At 56.8% G+C, this 16607-nt stretch carries 15 protein-coding genes; 3 read left to right on the top strand and 12 right to left on the bottom strand.

Features of this window, described 5'->3' with window-relative positions:
• Positions 1-157 precede the first annotated feature (157 nt).
• On the top strand, positions 158-988 hold the full coding sequence (locus tag ABNH10_RS02115; protein ID WP_349384540.1) for an HAD family hydrolase: 831 nt from the start codon (positions 158-160) through the stop codon (positions 986-988).
• A gap of 496 nt (positions 989-1484) precedes the next feature.
• On the opposite strand, the gene mmsB is transcribed toward ABNH10_RS02115, so the two are convergent.
• From mmsB to ABNH10_RS02100, 3 genes are all read right to left on the bottom strand, one after another.
• Positions 1485-2375, bottom strand: a complete 891-nt coding sequence (gene mmsB, locus ABNH10_RS02110; RefSeq protein ID WP_349384539.1) for a 3-hydroxyisobutyrate dehydrogenase — start codon at positions 2373-2375, stop codon at positions 1485-1487.
• A gap of 119 nt (positions 2376-2494) precedes the next feature.
• On the bottom strand, positions 2495-3646 hold the full coding sequence (locus ABNH10_RS02105; protein WP_349384538.1) for an acyl-CoA dehydrogenase family protein: 1152 nt from the start codon (positions 3644-3646) through the stop codon (positions 2495-2497).
• A 139-nt stretch (positions 3647-3785) separates the two neighbouring features.
• Complete coding sequence (locus ABNH10_RS02100; protein ID WP_349384537.1) at positions 3786-5285, bottom strand: CoA-acylating methylmalonate-semialdehyde dehydrogenase; 1500 nt, start codon at positions 5283-5285, stop codon at positions 3786-3788.
• Positions 5286-5441: 156 nt separating this feature from the next.
• Between ABNH10_RS02100 and ABNH10_RS02095 the strand changes: the two genes are divergently transcribed.
• On the top strand, positions 5442-6350 hold the full coding sequence (locus ABNH10_RS02095; protein WP_349384680.1) for an AraC family ligand binding domain-containing protein: 909 nt from the start codon (positions 5442-5444) through the stop codon (positions 6348-6350).
• A 9-nt stretch (positions 6351-6359) separates the two neighbouring features.
• On the opposite strand, the gene ABNH10_RS02090 is transcribed toward ABNH10_RS02095, so the two are convergent.
• From ABNH10_RS02090 to ABNH10_RS02055, 8 genes are all read right to left on the bottom strand, one after another.
• A complete protein-coding gene (locus ABNH10_RS02090) occupies positions 6360-7085 on the bottom strand; it encodes a DUF1963 domain-containing protein (RefSeq protein WP_349384536.1) in 726 nt (241 codons plus the stop codon).
• A gap of 150 nt (positions 7086-7235) precedes the next feature.
• A complete protein-coding gene (locus ABNH10_RS02085; protein WP_349384535.1) occupies positions 7236-8225 on the bottom strand; it encodes an HlyD family secretion protein in 990 nt (329 codons plus the stop codon).
• Positions 8226-8238: 13 nt separating this feature from the next.
• Positions 8239-8439: a DUF1656 domain-containing protein gene (locus tag ABNH10_RS02080; protein ID WP_011587314.1), complete on the bottom strand. Its 201-nt coding sequence runs from the start codon at positions 8437-8439 to the stop codon at positions 8239-8241.
• On the bottom strand, positions 8429-10537 hold the full coding sequence (locus ABNH10_RS02075) for an FUSC family protein (protein WP_349384534.1): 2109 nt from the start codon (positions 10535-10537) through the stop codon (positions 8429-8431). Before ABNH10_RS02075 ends, ABNH10_RS02080 begins: the two co-directional genes overlap by 11 nt.
• Positions 10538-10547: 10 nt before the next feature.
• Positions 10548-11054, bottom strand: coding sequence for a MarR family winged helix-turn-helix transcriptional regulator (locus ABNH10_RS02070; RefSeq protein WP_349384533.1), 507 nt, complete (start codon positions 11052-11054; stop codon positions 10548-10550).
• A 116-nt stretch (positions 11055-11170) separates the two neighbouring features.
• Positions 11171-12652, bottom strand: a complete 1482-nt coding sequence (locus ABNH10_RS02065; protein WP_349384532.1) for a GTPase/DUF3482 domain-containing protein — start codon at positions 12650-12652, stop codon at positions 11171-11173.
• Between the two features lie 89 nt (positions 12653-12741).
• Positions 12742-14103 (bottom strand): DUF2868 domain-containing protein, encoded by a 1362-nt coding sequence (locus ABNH10_RS02060; protein ID WP_349384531.1) that lies wholly within the window; start codon positions 14101-14103, stop codon positions 12742-12744.
• 22 nt (positions 14104-14125) lie between these two features.
• Positions 14126-14461 (bottom strand): hypothetical protein, encoded by a 336-nt coding sequence (locus tag ABNH10_RS02055; protein WP_349384530.1) that lies wholly within the window; start codon positions 14459-14461, stop codon positions 14126-14128.
• Between the two features lie 156 nt (positions 14462-14617).
• Between ABNH10_RS02055 and ABNH10_RS02050 the strand changes: the two genes are divergently transcribed.
• A complete protein-coding gene (locus ABNH10_RS02050; protein ID WP_349384529.1) occupies positions 14618-15394 on the top strand; it encodes an ATP-binding protein in 777 nt (258 codons plus the stop codon).
• 149 nt (positions 15395-15543) lie between these two features.
• Here ABNH10_RS02050 and ABNH10_RS02045 read toward each other — a convergent pair whose 3' ends face one another.
• Entirely contained in the window at positions 15544-16572 is a 1029-nt protein-coding gene (locus ABNH10_RS02045; RefSeq protein ID WP_349384528.1) for an alpha/beta hydrolase, read from the bottom strand.
• Positions 16573-16607 lie beyond the last annotated feature (35 nt).

The raw sequence follows: 16607 nt of genomic DNA, 5'->3' as shown, positions 1-16607 counted from the left end.
GTGGAGGCGCGTAAAGCTTTTCAAAATAGTGACACGCATGACGACGCTCAAAAAAAAACCAGCTAACCTCTACCATTAAGATTAAGCTGCAAACCATGACAACACCGCAACCGAGAAAGGCAACGACAATCATTCACGCCTCACATTCAAGGTCATCATGAGCATTCTACAACTCCCCCATGCGCGCCCCGATACCATTCTTATCGATTGGCATGCCACTCTGGTAGACACCCATGACGCCATGTATCACGCTGTCGATGATATCCTGCCTCAGCTACAGTCTCTCGGTCTCGGGGATCGGTTACTGGACCCAGATGAGTCCAAGACCATCGAAGACGCCAAGCTTCTAATCTACGTGAAAAATCATCACCGTCTGCACCCAAAAATTGTCACACAACGAAAGATTTCTCGCACCGATATTTTCGAAGTGTTGTTTGGTGATGACCAGGATGCCAAGAGCCGTGCTCACCATGCCTTCGATCAGGCCTACCGGAAATATGTGGCCGAAGTACATCCACTGGAAGCAGATATCCGCCAACAACTGGAACACCTTCGTGAATTGGGCGTAAAAATCGGCTTAATCTCCAATCGCAAACGGGAATTCCTGGAACACGAACTGGCCCTGGTAGACGGTAATGGCTGGGAGGATCTATTCGATGTAGTAGTCTGCGGAAACGATGTGGAAGAACGCAAGCCGTCACCACAGATGCTATTAAAAGCCCTGGCGATTCTTGACAAGGAACCCGCTGAAAGCTGCTGGTATGTAGGCGACAGCACCACCGACGTAATCGCTGCCAAAGAAGCCTGCGTCACCTCTATTTTCTATAATGGCGCGGGCTGGGGTCAGGCTTGGCTGGATAAAATTTTCCCGCATACGGTCAAACACCCGCACCGCCCGGACGCCGTAATCAACAGCATCGCGGAACTCACCAGTTTGGCCCGTCACCTACTTGCCCAGCACATGCGAGTAAAACGTGCTCGCGACTGAATTGAAAATTACCATAATGGCGACAGGCGATCACCCCCCGGCTCCTCCCATCCTTATGCGGCACATTTAGGCTAAAAAAACAGCACGGGCTCTCTATAAACCAATACCCTGCACGCTTTCACCAGCGATGTATTGGGTATGAATGCTGCCACCACCCGGATAATTCTCCGTCTTCCTGATTGCGATACTTACATTCAGCAAACAATCGAAGTCGCTTTAAGCTGCCATTTTTTCCGCCCGTTTAAGTAGAGCTCAAGCAGCCTTTAGCCACTGGGCAGGAGGCATCCCTCCAGCGGTATCAGGATGGGGCCGCGCACGCGGCCTGCTGTTGTTCGACTGTAATACGTTGCATGACGCCAATGCCGATATGTCACTGGCCCCTCATGCAGTGAAGAAGCCTTGGCCAAGATTTTGGGGCCGCACGCCGCATCGGCTATGGCAGCCCAACGACATTTGAAAATCGCGGGTTTGTGGAAGCTCTGCTGCCCCTAGTCAGTCAGTCGTTTTTATGCCGAAAGAATGCTTGGATACTGGAAAAATCCTTATCTGAGTAACCATGATTGCCATGAGCGGCATACAGGCTTTTCGCCAAATTTCCCATGGGCGTGGCGGACTGGGTGCTGAGGCCGGCCTGTAATGCCAAGCCCAGATCTTTATTCATCAGCTTTACCGCAAAACCGCCTTCGTAATTTTTTGACGACGGCACATTTTCCATCACGCCGGGCCAGGGGTTGTACTTATCCAGTGACCAGTTATCACCAGAGCTGGCTTTCATGATATCGGACAATACCGCTGGATCGAGTCCATGGTCTGCGCCCATTTGTAGCGCTTCAGCGGTACCGATCATATGGATAGCCAGAAGCATGTTATTGCATATTTTTGCCAACTGACCGGCGCCATTATCCCCGGCACGAAATACCTGCGCGCCCATGCATTCTAGAACCGGACGAGCACGATCCACCGCCGCTTGCGGCCCACCGCAGATAAAGGTTAACGTCCCTGCCTTGGCTCCACCCACACCGCCAGACACAGGCGCATCAATCATCACCCTGTCTTGCTCTTTGGCTATGCTTGCCACGTCACGGGCAGTATCCGCATCGATGGTGGAGCAGTCGATAATCAGTGCGTTTTCGTCAATCTGTTGCAGTACGCCATCGTCGCCCAGGTAAAGTCCGCGCACAGCACCGGCAGAGGGAAGCATGCTGACAACCACCTCGGCACCCTGCACCGCTTGCGCTGCACTACTGGCCGCTTTGGCGCCTTCTTTCACGGCACCGTCGAGCAACTCGGGAACCAGATCAAAGGCGGTGACATGGTGGCCAGCCTTAATCAGGTTGGCCGCCATGGGCCCACCCATATGGCCCACACCAAAGAATGCGATTTCCATTGTTATCTCTCCTTGTTTTGTTGGAGTGGCAAGAGCGACGCTTGAGCCGCAAATAAAACTGACACCGTTTGGGCGAGCAGATTCGCAGCTGGAGTATCGCTCTTGCAGTGATTGCTTAGTTATAGAAACGACAAATCTTTTAGCACATTGCGCGCGATAATCACGCGCATGATTTCATTGGTGCCTTCCAGAATCTGGTGAACCCGCGCATCGCGCAGATAGCGCTCCAACGGATACTCACTGATATAGCCGTACCCCCCGTGCAGTTGCAGTGCTTGGTTGCAGACGTTGAAACACAGATCCGTGGCCATCCGCTTGGCCATGGCGCACAGCATGCTCTTGTCACTGTGGTTTTGATCCAGTTTCCAGGCAGCCAAGCGTACCATCTGCTGTGCCGCTACCAGTTCCGTTGCCATGTCTGCCAGGGTGAATTGCACCGTCTGAAAATCGCTAATGGCCTGGCCAAATTGTTTACGTTCCTGCACATATTGCTGCGCCTGATGTAGCGCTGCCTGAGCGGCCCCCAGCGAACAGCTGGCAATATTGATGCGGCCACCGTCCAACCCACCCATGGCAATCTTGAAGCCCTGCCCTTCTTCACCGATCAGACACTCCGCCGGAATTCGCACATCCTCCAGAATGACCGCTCGGGTGGGCTGACTTTTCCAGCCCATCTTGGCCTCGTTACGGCCATAGCTAACCCCTGGCGCATCTGCGGGGACAGCAAAACAGGAAACCCCGCCAGCACCAGGGCCACCCGTGCGAGCCATCAGCACTAGCACATCGGTATCTCCAGCGCCGGAAATAAAGGTCTTGGCGCCATTCAACAAGTAGTCGCCATTATCTTTTTTTGCCGTAGTCGAAAGTCCCGCAGCGTCCGAACCTGCATTCGGTTCCGTGAGGCAATAGGAGGCCAGTTTTTCGCCACTCATTAGACCTTCCGCCCAACGTGACCGTGTCGCATCGTTACCGAAGCGGGTCAACATCCAGGTAGCCATGTTATGAATGGTGATAAAGGCTGTAGTCGACGTGCACCCCTGCGACAATTGTTCGAAAATTAATGCAGCATCGAGACGGGACAAACCCATGCCACCATGCTCTTCATCACAATAGAGGGAGCAAAAACCTAACTCTCCGGCTTTCCGAATAGCGTCCTTTGGAAAATAGCTTTTCGCATCCCATTCGGCGGCATAGGGAGAGAATTCTTTTTCAGAAAACTGCCTCGCCGTTTCGCGGAACGCTTGCTGCTCTTCAGTAAAAGAAAAATCCACAGTTTTTCTCGCCGTTATTTTCTATAACTCATACTCAACACGTTAGTTGAGCGTTCAATAGCACGGGCGTTTTCCAGGAAAATTTTTCATTAGAAATCACTATTACGTTTCCCCGTAAACGCCCGATATTTTCAATCTTCTACTTCAAGTTAATGCTCATGTTGGGTCCCGAAGCAACCGGGATATCGGAGTCAAACCAGCGGCTAGTAACCGTCTTGGTTTCCGTATAAAAACGCACACCCTGCTTACCATAAGCGTGTTGATCACCATAGAACGAGCCCTTCCAGCCAGTGAAGCTGAAGAAGGGCAGCGGCACAGGAATCGGCACATTGATACCCACTTGCCCGACTTCTACTTGGTGCTGATATTTACGTGCCGCAGCGCCGTTGGCGGTAAAAATGGACGTACCGTTACCATAGGGGCTGTTGTTAACCAGTTCCAGGGCTTCTTCTAGTGAGTCCACGCAAACGCAGCACAACACCGGGCCAAAAATTTCCTCCCGGTAAATCGCCATGTCGGAAGTCACATCGGTGAATAACGTTGGGCCAACCCAGTTACCGTCCGGCAATCCTTCCACGGTGCAATCTGATCCATCCAGCAAGCAGGTAGCACCTTCTTTTTTACCCTGTTCAATCATGCTCAGCACTCGCTGTTTGGCGGTCGGGCTGATCTGCGGGCCATAGGCCGCTTCCGGGTCATTCCATGCCCCCGGGCGAATTTGAGCAAACTGGCTGGCCAACTCATCGATCCAGGCTTTCGAATCGCCCACGAACACCGCCACACTGATCGCCATGCAGCGCTGACCCGCCGCCCCACAAGAAGAACCCACGAGGCTACTAACAACCTGCTCCTTGTTGGCGTCCGGCATGATCACCATGTGATTCTTGGCGCCGGCGAAGCACTGCGCGCGCTTCATGTTGTCGGTTGCGGTGCGGTACACGTGCTGCCCCACTGGCACGGATCCCACGAACGATACCGCTTTAATATCAGGATGCTTAAGCAACGTATCGACCTGCTCCTTACCGCCGTGCACCACCTGTAACAAGCCCGGCGCTGCGCCAGCCTCTTGAAATAACTCTGCCAGTCGATTCGGCGTCATCGGATCTTGCTCAGAAGGCTTGAGCACAAAGGTATTACCGGCGGCGATGGCCAGCGGGAACATCCACAGGGGAATCATGGCCGGGAAGTTGAACGGGGTAATCCCCGCGCATACCCCCAAGGGCTGGGTCCAGGAGTGGGTATCGATGCTGCGCGCCACGTTCTCCACGGTTTCGCCCATCATCAGCGACGCGATGTTGGCGGCCTGCTCTGCCACTTCGATGCCACGCCAAACGTCGCCCTTGGCATCCTCAAAGGTTTTACCGGTTTCCTGGCTGAGAATCTCGGCAATCTCATCGTGATGTTCTTTCAGCAGCGCCTGATAGCGCAGCATCAAGCGCGCTCGCTCCGACACCGGCACCTCTTTCCAGGTTTGGAAGGCCGCCTTGCCCGCCGCAATGGCCTGCTCCATTTCCTCGGCGGTGGCCGCCGGGGCTTCGCACAGCGTCTGCTGGGTGGCCGGGTTGGTTACCGCAATCCACTGGTCAGTTTGGCTGGCAACAAATTCGCCATTAATCAGCAAAGGTAATTGGTGGGCCATCGGGGGTCTCCATTCTTTTCGGGGTCAGGTTGTCGGGCTCAGAGCTGGGGGGCCAGCGTGAAGCATGTCTGCGTAAAAGCGTGATTCCAGTTGTAGCACAGCTGGTGTGTTATGCAGATAGCCACATTTGACAGAAGATAGACTATATTGCTGTTTATGGAAATCGTAGAACAACCCACCGCCAAAACCTCTCACTGGCCATTACCGGCCAGAGGGCAACGCACGGTCATTCCACCTTCGGTGCTATCCAGTGTCCGTGATCACCCACTCTGTTCCGGCTGCATGCCCCACGGGGTGGGCTTTTATCCCCAGGCCAGCGGGCATCGAATGGAACGCCAGCAACCCGCAGATGATCTGCTAATCTATTGTGTGTCCGGGGCAGGGGAAGTCACTTACGGGGGCCAAAGTCACCCCGTTGAAGCCGGTGATCTATTGCTATTACCCGCGGGGCTCGCTCATCGTTACCGCGCCAATCCACAGCATCCATGGAGTATTTACTGGGTACACCTGGGCGGGCATGAGGTGCAACGATATTTCGATGAAATTGCCGGCCAATCACACGCCGGCATCCACAGGGTGAGGGTCGGCGTACATTCACGTCTGGCGGAAGATTTTCAGGCGCTGATGGCCGCCGCCACCAACGCGCAACCCGAGCATCTGGTTTATGCGGCCAATCTGTTGCGCAGCCTGCTTGCCTACGCCTCCTTGATGCGCCGCCAGCACCAGGTCCGCCATGCCACTCTGGATGTATTACGAGTAAACAGTTATCTACAAACGGCGATCGACCGGAGACTCAGCCTAGACGACTTGGTGACCGCCACTAGCGACTTGTCCCGTTACCATTTTATTCGCGAATACAAACGCCAGACCGGACAAACCCCCATGCAGGCATTTCAGCGCATTAAAGTCAGTCACGCCTGCTATCTTCTGGACATCAGCGACGATAGCGTGGCAACTATTGCTCTGCAGCTGGGCCATGACGATCCGTATTATTTTTCTCGGCTTTTCAAAAAAATGATGGGGATTTCGCCGCAGAAATACCGAAAAGAAAGGGGAAAGAAATAATTGAATAATTTATGGCCGGCCTTCCCAGCTCATGGTTAACATCTGATAATTTGTTTCGCACTGGAAAACATAGGCGTAACCGCTATTGCCAAACCAGAACGGGAGGGTATCAGCGGACCCCATTTGCAGAATAAATTTCATCGTCTTATTGCAACAAGAACATAACGGATAACTGGCCTCGCCCACCCAGTGAGGCCACCCGAGAAATTTGTCCCCCGAGCGTGGAGCATAGTGGTGAGATTGAAGCAGATCACCCATGCCAACCGGCACATCTTCATTGTTCGCCACCGGCTCCTGTCGATCCGGAAAATCCGCCGTCCACTGCCAACCGGTCAATGATTGCTCGATAAACGCGTCGGGGATATTGACGGGCAAAGCATCAAAACCTTTCGCCTGCTGGCGAGGGATTACCCGCACCAATGTAGCATCAGAAAAAGGCAGGTGCGCATGCCCCAGCACCTCACAGTCTTCCTCTGCGTTCGTGCAGTAAAACACCTGCAACACGCCATCACCGAATGCGCTGCGGGCCTCGACAGGCAAATCCAGCGAATCAAGCTGCACAAACAACTGCATGGGCTGGTGGCAGTGACCGCAGCATGGCCAAGCTTCGTTCGGCTTCAGCAGCGGCAAACCGCCAAATTTGGAGCGCGCACCCGGCACCGCCGGCCCCACTCGAGGGCGCCAGGCAGGGCGGGACAAAATAGCCAACTTGTGTTTAATCTCTTCCGGTAGCATGACACGCCCTCGTATGGTCGTATCATGCTCGCCTTCACGCAGTGCTGGCGCAATGAACGAGCTTCAGTTACCCGCTGTCAGGGCGTTTTTACCGGCTCAACGGCGTGCAATTATCTGCCCCGCTCTGCGTTCTTACCTTCCGCGCTCGGTTCAAGAGGGATTCAATGTCAGCGTAGCGGTCATGCCAGCGGCCAGCACCGTGTTTTCGGGCAGGCTATCGGCATCAATCGACACCCTAACTGGCACTCGCTGGGCCAGCCGCACCCAGTTGAAGGTCGGATTCACATCCGCTAATAGGTTGGCGCCAGTGGGGTTATCCTGGTCGGCGATACCGTGGGCAATACTGTCCACCGTGCCATTGGCACGGATGCCACTAAGCAGGCGCACCTGCACCGCGTCCCCCACATGCACATTGGGCAGCTTAGTTTCCTCAAAGTAGCCGTACACCCAGAAATCGTGTCGATCGATCAAAGCCATATGGGCCTGGCCGACATGGGCGTAGTCACCCGGATACAACTCCAGGTTGGTAACATAGCCATCCACCGGGGCACGCACTTCCGTACGCTCCAGATTCAGTTGCGCCAATGCCAAGGCCGCGTTGGCCTGCTGAAGCCGAGCCAATAACTGCTGCTGACCGGCCGTCGCCCGCTGATGGCTGGCCTGGGCAGCCTGCAATTGAGCCTCGGCTGCCTCGGCACTGCTGTGAGCGTTGTCACGCACTTCTCTGGAGACCGCCTCGGCAATCCGATCACGGCGGCGGGATTCCGCCTGACGCATGGCAAATTCCGCCCGCGCTTTGGCAGCACTGGCTTGAGCGGCACGAATATCGGCACCGGCTGCCCGTGCTGCGGCCTCAGCGGCCTGCTGATCCGCTTGCGCTTGCAGCAAGGCATTCTGGTAACGGCTACGGTCAATCACGAACAACAAGTCGCCCCGCTGCACGGCCTGGTTATCCGCCACCGGCACCTCCGTAACTAACCCCGATACGTCCGGCGCCACCTGCACCACCCGTGCCCGCACCCGGCCATCGCGGGTCCAGGGGGAGTACATATAGTGCTGCCACAAGGCCCAAGCCAGCAGGGAGGCCAACGCTACCGTCAGCAGGGTTACCGAAGCCCGGATCAGGGATTGGGTTTTCATTGTTTTCACTCCTTTACTGCATGGCCAGTAAACCCAGGCCACCAAAACAGCAGAAAAATACAGCCACCCGGAACAGGGGCGGATGCCAAACATAGCGGTACAGGCCATAGCGACCGCCCACCCAGTCCACCGCCCACTGCAGCAGCAAGCTAATCACGAACACCAGCAACAGGCTGGGCACCAACGCATCCAACAGCGCAATTTCACGGGGCATCAGTCGCCGCCTCCTGACGTGAAGATAAATGAGGGGATAAAGGCGCAGCCAACACCGAAGCGGTATCCAGCAGAGCCAAACGCAACAGATGGAGCTGACGCAGGGCAGGGCGGTCAGACACCGCCGCCATGGCCGTATCCAGCGCCCGCAATGCCCGCTGACGGGCGCTTTCTTGCTTGCCTGCATCACTGCGATACAGCGCCGCAAACGCCTCCAGCACGGCGACAACCACGCCCTGCTGATCGTCGGGCAGCGAGGCCTGCACACGACGTAATTCCACCACCGCCCGGCCGGTTTCATGTACCGACAATGCCCAGGCCAGCCAGTCACGGGCTCGCGGGCCGGCATGCACCATGATCTGCATGAACAGGTCCCGGGCGGCACTTTCAACGCGGTCTCGCAGCCCTGGCAACGGCAACTCACAGGCACGGGCAACCTGAGAGCGCAGCTGGCGCAACAGGCGGTTACGTAGCCAGCGGTTGCTGGAGGCATTGCCGAACAAACTGAATGCCACCGCCACCGCCAGCACACCGACAATTTGGCTGATGCCTTCGTTGACCACATACACAGGATCAAAGGTCATCGGGCTGTGCAGGTTCAACAGGTAAATAAAACTGAGCACGTAGCCGGTCCCGTAGCCCGCCAAAGTCGGGCGGGTCGTCAGGTACAGCCCGATGAGCAGAAACGGCAATATCCCGGCCACCATCAACACAAAGCCATCCATGTGAGTGAGCACCATAAACTGGCAGAGAAAGGCCAGCGGCATGCCGGTGGCGAAGCCCAGAGTAATCTGCCGCACTACCGCCGAGGGATTTGGCGCACTAGCAAACATGCCGGTGAAAATAGTTGCCAACATCATGGCACTACCGCCATGCAGCCAACCGGACATAATCCAGAAACTGCCCATCACCAACATTGTGACCGTGGCGCGAACGCCGCACACCAGCGCGCCGAGGCGGTCATTACCGTGCTGAAACACCACCTGTTTCTGAGCGGCTGTGGGCACGCCGGGGCGGCGCAATACCGCATAAGCCTGCACATAGGCCTGCAGCTCCTGTAGGCAACGGCTAAGCAGCTCTGCTCCGGTATCAAAATCCAGCCGTTCGCGGGGCGAAGTGAGGCCCTGACGTTGCTCACTGATCTTGCCGGGCAATTCCCGCTCAGCCTGCTGCAGCGCTTGCGATAACCGCGCTGCGGCAGCCGGATCCGGTTCGCAATCATCCTCTAGGGCCGTCGCGGCAAACACACATAACTGCATCAATCGTTGGCGGGTATCGCGATGATGAGGTGCATGCATACGGTTCATCAGGTGGTGCAGGGTCTGATAGCTGGTGGAGACCTCCATAAAGCGCTGGTTAAGCTGGCGTAGCCGCGGACTGTGCGCTCGCACCCCGGCATCTTCGAACACCACGGAACTGCGTAGGTTTTCTACCTGAATGGTCTCACCGACAAAACGCATATGGGCGTTTTCCAGAGCATCACGGCCCAACACGCCGCCTAGACTGCCGCGCACAAAAGCCAGAAAGCCGCTGTATTGTCCCGATAATTGCTGACGCAGCGCCATGCGTAACCGCTGGGGGAACAGCACATCGCCCACCAGCCCAGCCACCAGGATGCCCAGCATCACTTCACTGACCCGCATTACCGCCGAATCGAATAACGCCTGCGGATGTTGCACCACCGGCAACACCACAATGGCCACGGTATAGCCGGACAACACAAACCCGTAGGACATAAAGTTGCGATACAGGGAGGCCCCCGCCGCACACAGGCCAATCCACAGGGCCATACCCACCAACAACAGCTCACGCTGCTGGGGGAACAGCCCCACCAGCGCAATGGCCGCGCCACAACCGACCAGGGTCCCCACCGCGCGATAGAAACTCTTCGCCAGCACCATGCCACTGGCCGGGTGCATCACCAGCGCCACCGTCAACATAGTCGTGGCCGGCTGCTGCAAATCTAGTCGCATCGCCAACCCGCCGCCCATAAAGATGGCCAGCAGTACTTTACCCACATACAGCCAATCCAGCCCGGCTTCGCGCAGCAGGCCAATCAGCAAAGGTTTAGAGAGAGCAGCTTGGTCCTCGGCCTTCATGACAGAGCGCTCACAGATTCCGTTCGATTTGCTCGGCCACTCCCAGTAACCGCTTCAACAACGTTTCCAATACCGCGATTTCTTGTGCATCAAATGCGTCCCCGTACTGGTTTAACAAGGACGCCATGGAGGGCAGAAACTGCTCTACCAACTTTTCTCCTTCCACAGTCAGGGAAACCAGCACTCGGCGCCGATCCCGAGGGTCCGCAAAACGAGCGATCCACCCCCGCTCGCAGAGAATATTGCACACCCGAGTCACGTTGGCGGACTTTTCCGCCGCCGCATCGCGCAGCTGGGTCACAGTCATGCCTTGTTGCTCGCAGCCGTAGAGCATCATCAACACATTGTAGTCCGTATGGTTAAGCCCATACTCGCGCAGCAACACATTGGCAGAGTCATGCACATGTTGAGAGATGGCCTTCATCAACCGTACCAACATGGCTGGTTCGCGGGGGTAGGCGGGGAAGCGTTGATGGGTCAAGCTGATACGATTTTCGGTGGCGTCAAAGCGGTTCACGGGCCCTCCTGAACCTTTATGAACTCGATTCGATTATTCTACAACTAAATAGTACATAAATGAACTATTTGACCAAAGAAAGGATTTCATCTAGCCATCCAGTTGATTTAAAAGGATTAATCTGTGGTCGTTTCATCCGCCGTCTGGAACGCTTGCAACTGCCACTGTGCAAACGCCTGCTGAGCCCACTCTAACTGTTCGATCAAACGCTGGCGCCTGCTGGGTTCAAAGCGGCGTTGAGCGAGCGCCTGCAAGCTCTTTTGCAGGCCATGACGGTGGTTTCGTTCCATCTGCCCCAGCCAGTGGTCATCGGCACCGGTTACCACCAGCACATCACGGCCAGCATGGTTGCGCTGGCTCACTTGGTACCAGTGCACCAACGCCCGGCCCAGCACCACATAAGCAAACTGTGGGTCCCTCAAGGGGCCGTAGACTGCTTCGCGGAAACCGCCGCTGAGCGGGCCGAATTTTAGTTTGGTGAGTTTGCCGCTGTAATAATAGCTCCCGGCAGCACCCAATAGCCCACCAATGAGTGCCCCGGCGCCCAGTGAATGGCCCAGCGCCATGGCATCGATTCCAGCGCCACCCACGGCGCCAGCACCGAAGCCTGCCGCAGCCAGCTGATTCTTGCTGATGCCCCACAACTGCCGGGTGCGCTCACTGAAAAGATCGCCGCCTTCCGGGGTCACCAGCGTGTCCTCCTGACGCTGCAAGCGCCGGTGCTGGTACAGATCTTCCACCGCTCCTCGCAAACGCTGCTCGCGCTCGCGCTGCCAGGCCTGCCAGCGTTGCTGCAGCTTAGGCAGCAAGGGTTCGGCGCTCTCAAATTCCCCCAGCCGGGCGGTTTCCTGATGGCCGAGCATGCCGATTAACGCGTCGGCAATACACTCCAGCGCTTGGCTGTCGCGACCAAACTTGAGCGCTTGCAAGTACTCCAGCGCCGCATCCAGAGGCTCGCGCCAGTGTGGGGCCAACTGGCCAAAGCTGCGCAACAAGTCCAGGTGTTTTTCGAAAGGGGCGCCCACCGCATCGAAGCGACGCACAATCTGAAAATATTGCCCCAGCGCAGCCTCCCAGGCGGCACTGTAATCGTCGGGGCCAATCTGATTGATCAGCGCCAAACTGGGCCGACCAGTCCAGCGCAGTATATTCATTTCCGCTTCGTGCTCACGGTTATAGGGCACCGAGCCATCCACCACGTAGATGATACCCGCCCCCTCCACAATGGGCCGCAGCAATTCGCATTCATCGTGATAACGAGGATCATCACGGTGTTGTGTCACAAAAGCCGCCACCGTGTCTGGCCGGTCCGAGGCAGAAAGGCTGTGCCCCTGCAGCCAGGCCAACACCTTGCGGGGCCGCTGAAAGCCAGGGGTATCGATCAATTCATATAGCGTCACGTCATCCACTTTCATGGGATAACGGAGGCTATCGCGGGTGGTTCCCGGCTCCATAGCAATGGCAATGCTGTCGTTCTGAGCGAGGGTCGCCACTACACTGGATTTACCCTTATTGGGGTGGCCCACCACAGCAAAGCGTGGCTGGGCAATGCGAGTGCACCGCTCGTCGATGTTCTCTGTTTTACCGTTATCATCCATGGCGTTTTCAGCGTTATTGAGTATTGGCTGCCACTTAACAGGCTGTTGAAAAGTGAAGAGCTATTTGCGGCTATGGCACCAGACCGGCGTCATTGGGCATCAGCGCGTGGAGCGCACAGCAATAGCTGGCTGTCGCGCTGACGATCCACGAAGCGCTGCCACTGCGCCAGCAGCCGTGGGTCAGCCAACGCCGCACCCTCTTCATCGGCCAACGGCACCAGCGCCAGCAGCGCCGTCGCGCCTTGTTCTCTGGCATCAAAAATAAAGTCACTTAGCTCACCGGTAGGTGGCTCCCAACCACGGGCCACCACAATCACCGGCTGCCCGGATTGACCCGCTTGCGCCAACACCCGAGCATCTTCCTCAAGGCTACTGTTGCCCCCGGCTCGTAACTGTAAGGGAGCCGGATCGGCCGACAGAGCGGCACGTAATAACACAGAATTCATGCCCGCACCGGCCCAATGAATCAGTATCGTGCCGGCAGGCAGTGGCGACAAAACAGTGTGGGCCGGGGCGGGTGCGGCTTGCCCGTCATCGCCCCCACGTGTGTCCACCCAAGGCGTGTCAAAACGATAATGCAACGGCTGCCAGCCAGGATGGGCACGCAAAGCCGCATGAGCCTGCCAGCGTAATTGCAGCGCCGCCAGCATCAGCAATACCCAGCGGGGCAGCAGCACATAAACCAGCCACAGCATCAACACAAACGGCCACCAAGTGCCCAGCAAGGCTGGATTGCTCACCCCGCTACTCTGCTGTAATCGGTAAAACTGGGAAGCCTCCACCAGCGCCTGCGATGGGACGGCCTCAGGCCACAGGGCTTGCCACGGCAGCGCCAGAATAGCGATCCACTGATGGTAACCCGCGGCGGATGCTTGCAGAGTGGTACTCCAACCAAACGCCAGGTCTTGCACCAGCACCATCAACAGCAGCGTCAGCAGCCCACTGAAGGCAAACGCCAACCCGCCGGTATGCGCTACTCGAGCGGATAGCGCCGGGCGCAGCGGCGCCAACGCACTGTCATCATCGCGCCCGGAGCCGAACAAAGCACGCCAGGGCTGCCAGCCAAGCCAAGCCTGAACACTGGTGAACAAAGCCAGCAACCCTTGCAGGCCGACCAATGCGATCAGCAGAGTCACATTGATCTGCCGACCCCCATCGTAATAGAGCAGCCCCAGCATGAAGGCCACGCCGAACATCGCCCCCAGGCCAGCAAACAACCAACGAGCCTGACGCCAGCGGCGTAGACGCGGATCGACATCGCTGGCCACCTGCCGCTGCCCATTGAGGGCGTGCAACGAGGCCAGCCAAGCGGTTACGGTGAGTGGTTGCCGGTGCGCCTCTTGCTGCTGAGCAAAACGCCGGTCGCGACGATGCAGGAATCCATGATTCTGGTCCACATCGCGTCGATACTGGTCGTCAAAGTCCAGCAGCAGGGTTAAGGGATTCGCCAAGACGACCTCGGGTCAAGCTGAATCAATAACGCGGCGGCGCAGCAGGTGCCACTTCACCTTTGCTGGGCGCATGAGGGGTCGACACCGGCCCCGGCATATTCGGATCGGTTTTTTGCGAGGTGTATGTCACTCCATAGGTGGCACAGGCAACACAGGCATTGGAATATTCACCCAGAATACCGCCCTGATAGTCATAGCCAAATACCGGGCGATAGTCCTGTGTACACACTTGCGGTGGATCATCCGGGCAAGTAAGGGTGTCGTCCGGCAAACCCATGGGGTAATTGTTGTCGTACGAGGAACTACAGCCTGCCAGTACCAGGGCCAGGCCCGTTGCAGCCAGAACGACAGCTTTCATATTGCTCTCCTTGTCGCGCGCGTTACCACACGCGTGAATGGGCTTTCTCAGAGCCCCAAGCATAGATAAAGTTCGACTCGAACGCAGCCTGCGTTTAAATGATCCCTGCGTTAAACTCGCGCAGTCGTCATTTTCCAGTAGTCCGCGAGGCCTTCCATGCACCCCACTCATCGATCCATCGACTGGCGCCATACCCCAGCCGCCATCTGGCGTGGCCGTTCACAGACATTACGCCCGGTACCCCATCCTGACCCGGTACGGCTGGACGACCTGCTTGGCATTGCCACCCAGAAAAACAAGCTGGTGCAGAACACAGAACGTTTTCTTGCCGGGCAACCTTGCAACCATGTGTTGCTGTGGGGCAGCCGCGGCACCGGCAAATCTTCCATCGTCAAAGCCCTGCTCAACGAGTACTCACCGCGCGGGTTACGGGTGATCGAAGTGGACAAGGACGATCTGCACGACCTGCCGGAGATCGTTGACGATATTCGTGATCGCAGTCAGCGATTTATCATTTATTGCGATGACTTGTCTTTCGAAGATGGTGAGAACCAGTACAAGCACCTGAAGAGCGTGCTGGAAGGGTCACTGGAATTGCCGCCGGAAAATGTACGCCTCTATGCCACCAGCAACCGCCGGCACCTGCTGCCGGAATATATAAAAGACAACGAGCAAACCCAAGTAGTAAACCGGGAGTTGCATCACGGCGACGCGGTAGAAGAAAAGATTTCCCTGTCCGACCGCTTTGGTCTGGGGCTAAGTTTTTACCCAATTAACGAAGCCCAATATTTTGACATCGTCGACCATCTGTTCGGCACGGTGCAAGACCGCGAACAACTGCACGTACGAGCGCGGCGTTTTTCTATGGAAAAAGGCGTCCGCTCTGGCCGCACCGCCCGGCAGTTTTATAACCAGTTTGTTGGGGAGTTTTAGGAACCCGCTGCAAGCCTCAAGCTGCAACGCAGAGGAGGATTGTGCCTTAAAGGAATCCCTTTAGTCGCGGCGCTCACCATGAGCGCGCTCCCTGGGCTTGCAAATCACCTAAGCACACAATCGCGTTGTAGCTTGAAACTTGCAGCTAATCACAACCGCTGCTTCGTCTCATCACAAATCTGATTCAGCGCCTTGCGCGCCGCTGGAATAACACCGCCCATGGAAATGAAACCATGCACTAGTTTCGGGTAATCCAGTGAGGTCACGGTCGTTCCTGCCGCACGCAGTTTTTCTGCGTATTCCAACCCTTCGTCCCGCAACGGATCCGTAGCGGTGATCACAATCGCCGGCGGCTGACCTGTCAGATCAGGGTTACGCAGTGGCGACACCCGATAATCTTCAATTATTGCCTGATCCTGAATAAAGTGTCCGCGAAACCAGTTTAGCAAGGGCAGATCTAGTCCAAAACCTTGCCCTAACATTTGCACAGAAGGGTGGGCCAAAGCACCGTCGGTGGTCGGGTAAATCAGCACCTGTAATGCCGGCTGAGGCAGCCCCTTCAACGTGGCCTGCTGCGACACAACCGCGCTCATACAACCGCCAGCGCTATCGCCCATCACTGCCAATCGCTGCGGATCCAGCCCAAGCTGAGCGGTGTTATCCAGCAGCCAGCGCCAGGCCGCCAGTGAATCATCCATGCCAGCGGGAGCAGGGTGTTCCGGCGCCAACCGGTAATCCACACTCAGCACCACCGCATCGGTGCGATCAGCAATATAGCGACACAACCGATCGTATTCTTCCACTCCGCCCACCGTGAAGCCGCCACCATGAAAAAACACAATGGCAGGAGCCACCCGGGGAGCATTGGCCGGACGATAGCGACGCACCAGGATCTGGCTACCGTCATCCATCGGCACCTGGTGATCAACCACTACAGGAAGGCGAATTGAAGCAACATCCAGCAACGCGATCATGTCACGGTAAATGCTTCTGGCTTGTTCCACGGTGCCGGAATCCAGGGTCGGTTTAGTGCCGCTAAGGGCCAGTAGAAAACGCAGTCGCGCATCCAGATGCGGACGGCTGTGGGTTTCCAGGCCAGCAGCGAAACGTTCCAGTACCGGGCCCGGCAGCCTCATCAGGGCCCCCACTGTCGCCCGCTCAAAATCAGCAGCGTTCATTTTATTCTCCTTGAAGGTCCGCGCCACGCGGCACC

Origin of the sequence: Alcanivorax sp., assembly GCF_040119285.1 — a bacterium.
Lineage (GTDB): Bacteria > Pseudomonadota > Gammaproteobacteria > Pseudomonadales > Alcanivoracaceae > Alcanivorax.
Note: the sequence above shows the minus strand (reverse complement) of the source record. Positions and strands in the feature narration are given on the sequence as shown.

Bases quoted from the DNA above. Each gene is read 5' to 3' on its own strand.
- ABNH10_RS02100 (WP_349384537.1), bottom strand. From the start codon at position 5,285: ATGGCCCACCAATTACCTTTGCTGATTAATGGCGAATTTGTTGCCAGC.
- ABNH10_RS02055 (WP_349384530.1), bottom strand. From the start codon at position 14,461: ATGAAAGCTGTCGTTCTGGCTGCAACGGGCCTGGCCCTGGTACTGGCA.
- ABNH10_RS02115 (WP_349384540.1), top strand. From the start codon at position 158: ATGAGCATTCTACAACTCCCCCATGCGCGCCCCGATACCATTCTTATC.
- ABNH10_RS02065 (WP_349384532.1), bottom strand. From the start codon at position 12,652: ATGGATGATAACGGTAAAACAGAGAACATCGACGAGCGGTGCACTCGC.
- ABNH10_RS02095 (WP_349384680.1), top strand. From the start codon at position 5,442: ATGGAAATCGTAGAACAACCCACCGCCAAAACCTCTCACTGGCCATTA.
- ABNH10_RS02075 (WP_349384534.1), bottom strand. From the start codon at position 10,537: ATGAAGGCCGAGGACCAAGCTGCTCTCTCTAAACCTTTGCTGATTGGC.
- ABNH10_RS02085 (WP_349384535.1), bottom strand. From the start codon at position 8,225: ATGAAAACCCAATCCCTGATCCGGGCTTCGGTAACCCTGCTGACGGTA.
- ABNH10_RS02080 (WP_011587314.1), bottom strand. From the start codon at position 8,439: ATGCCCCGTGAAATTGCGCTGTTGGATGCGTTGGTGCCCAGCCTGTTG.
- mmsB (WP_349384539.1), bottom strand. From the start codon at position 2,375: ATGGAAATCGCATTCTTTGGTGTGGGCCATATGGGTGGGCCCATGGCG.
- ABNH10_RS02045 (WP_349384528.1), bottom strand. From the start codon at position 16,572: ATGAACGCTGCTGATTTTGAGCGGGCGACAGTGGGGGCCCTGATGAGG.
- ABNH10_RS02050 (WP_349384529.1), top strand. From the start codon at position 14,618: ATGCACCCCACTCATCGATCCATCGACTGGCGCCATACCCCAGCCGCC.
- ABNH10_RS02090 (WP_349384536.1), bottom strand. From the start codon at position 7,085: ATGCTACCGGAAGAGATTAAACACAAGTTGGCTATTTTGTCCCGCCCT.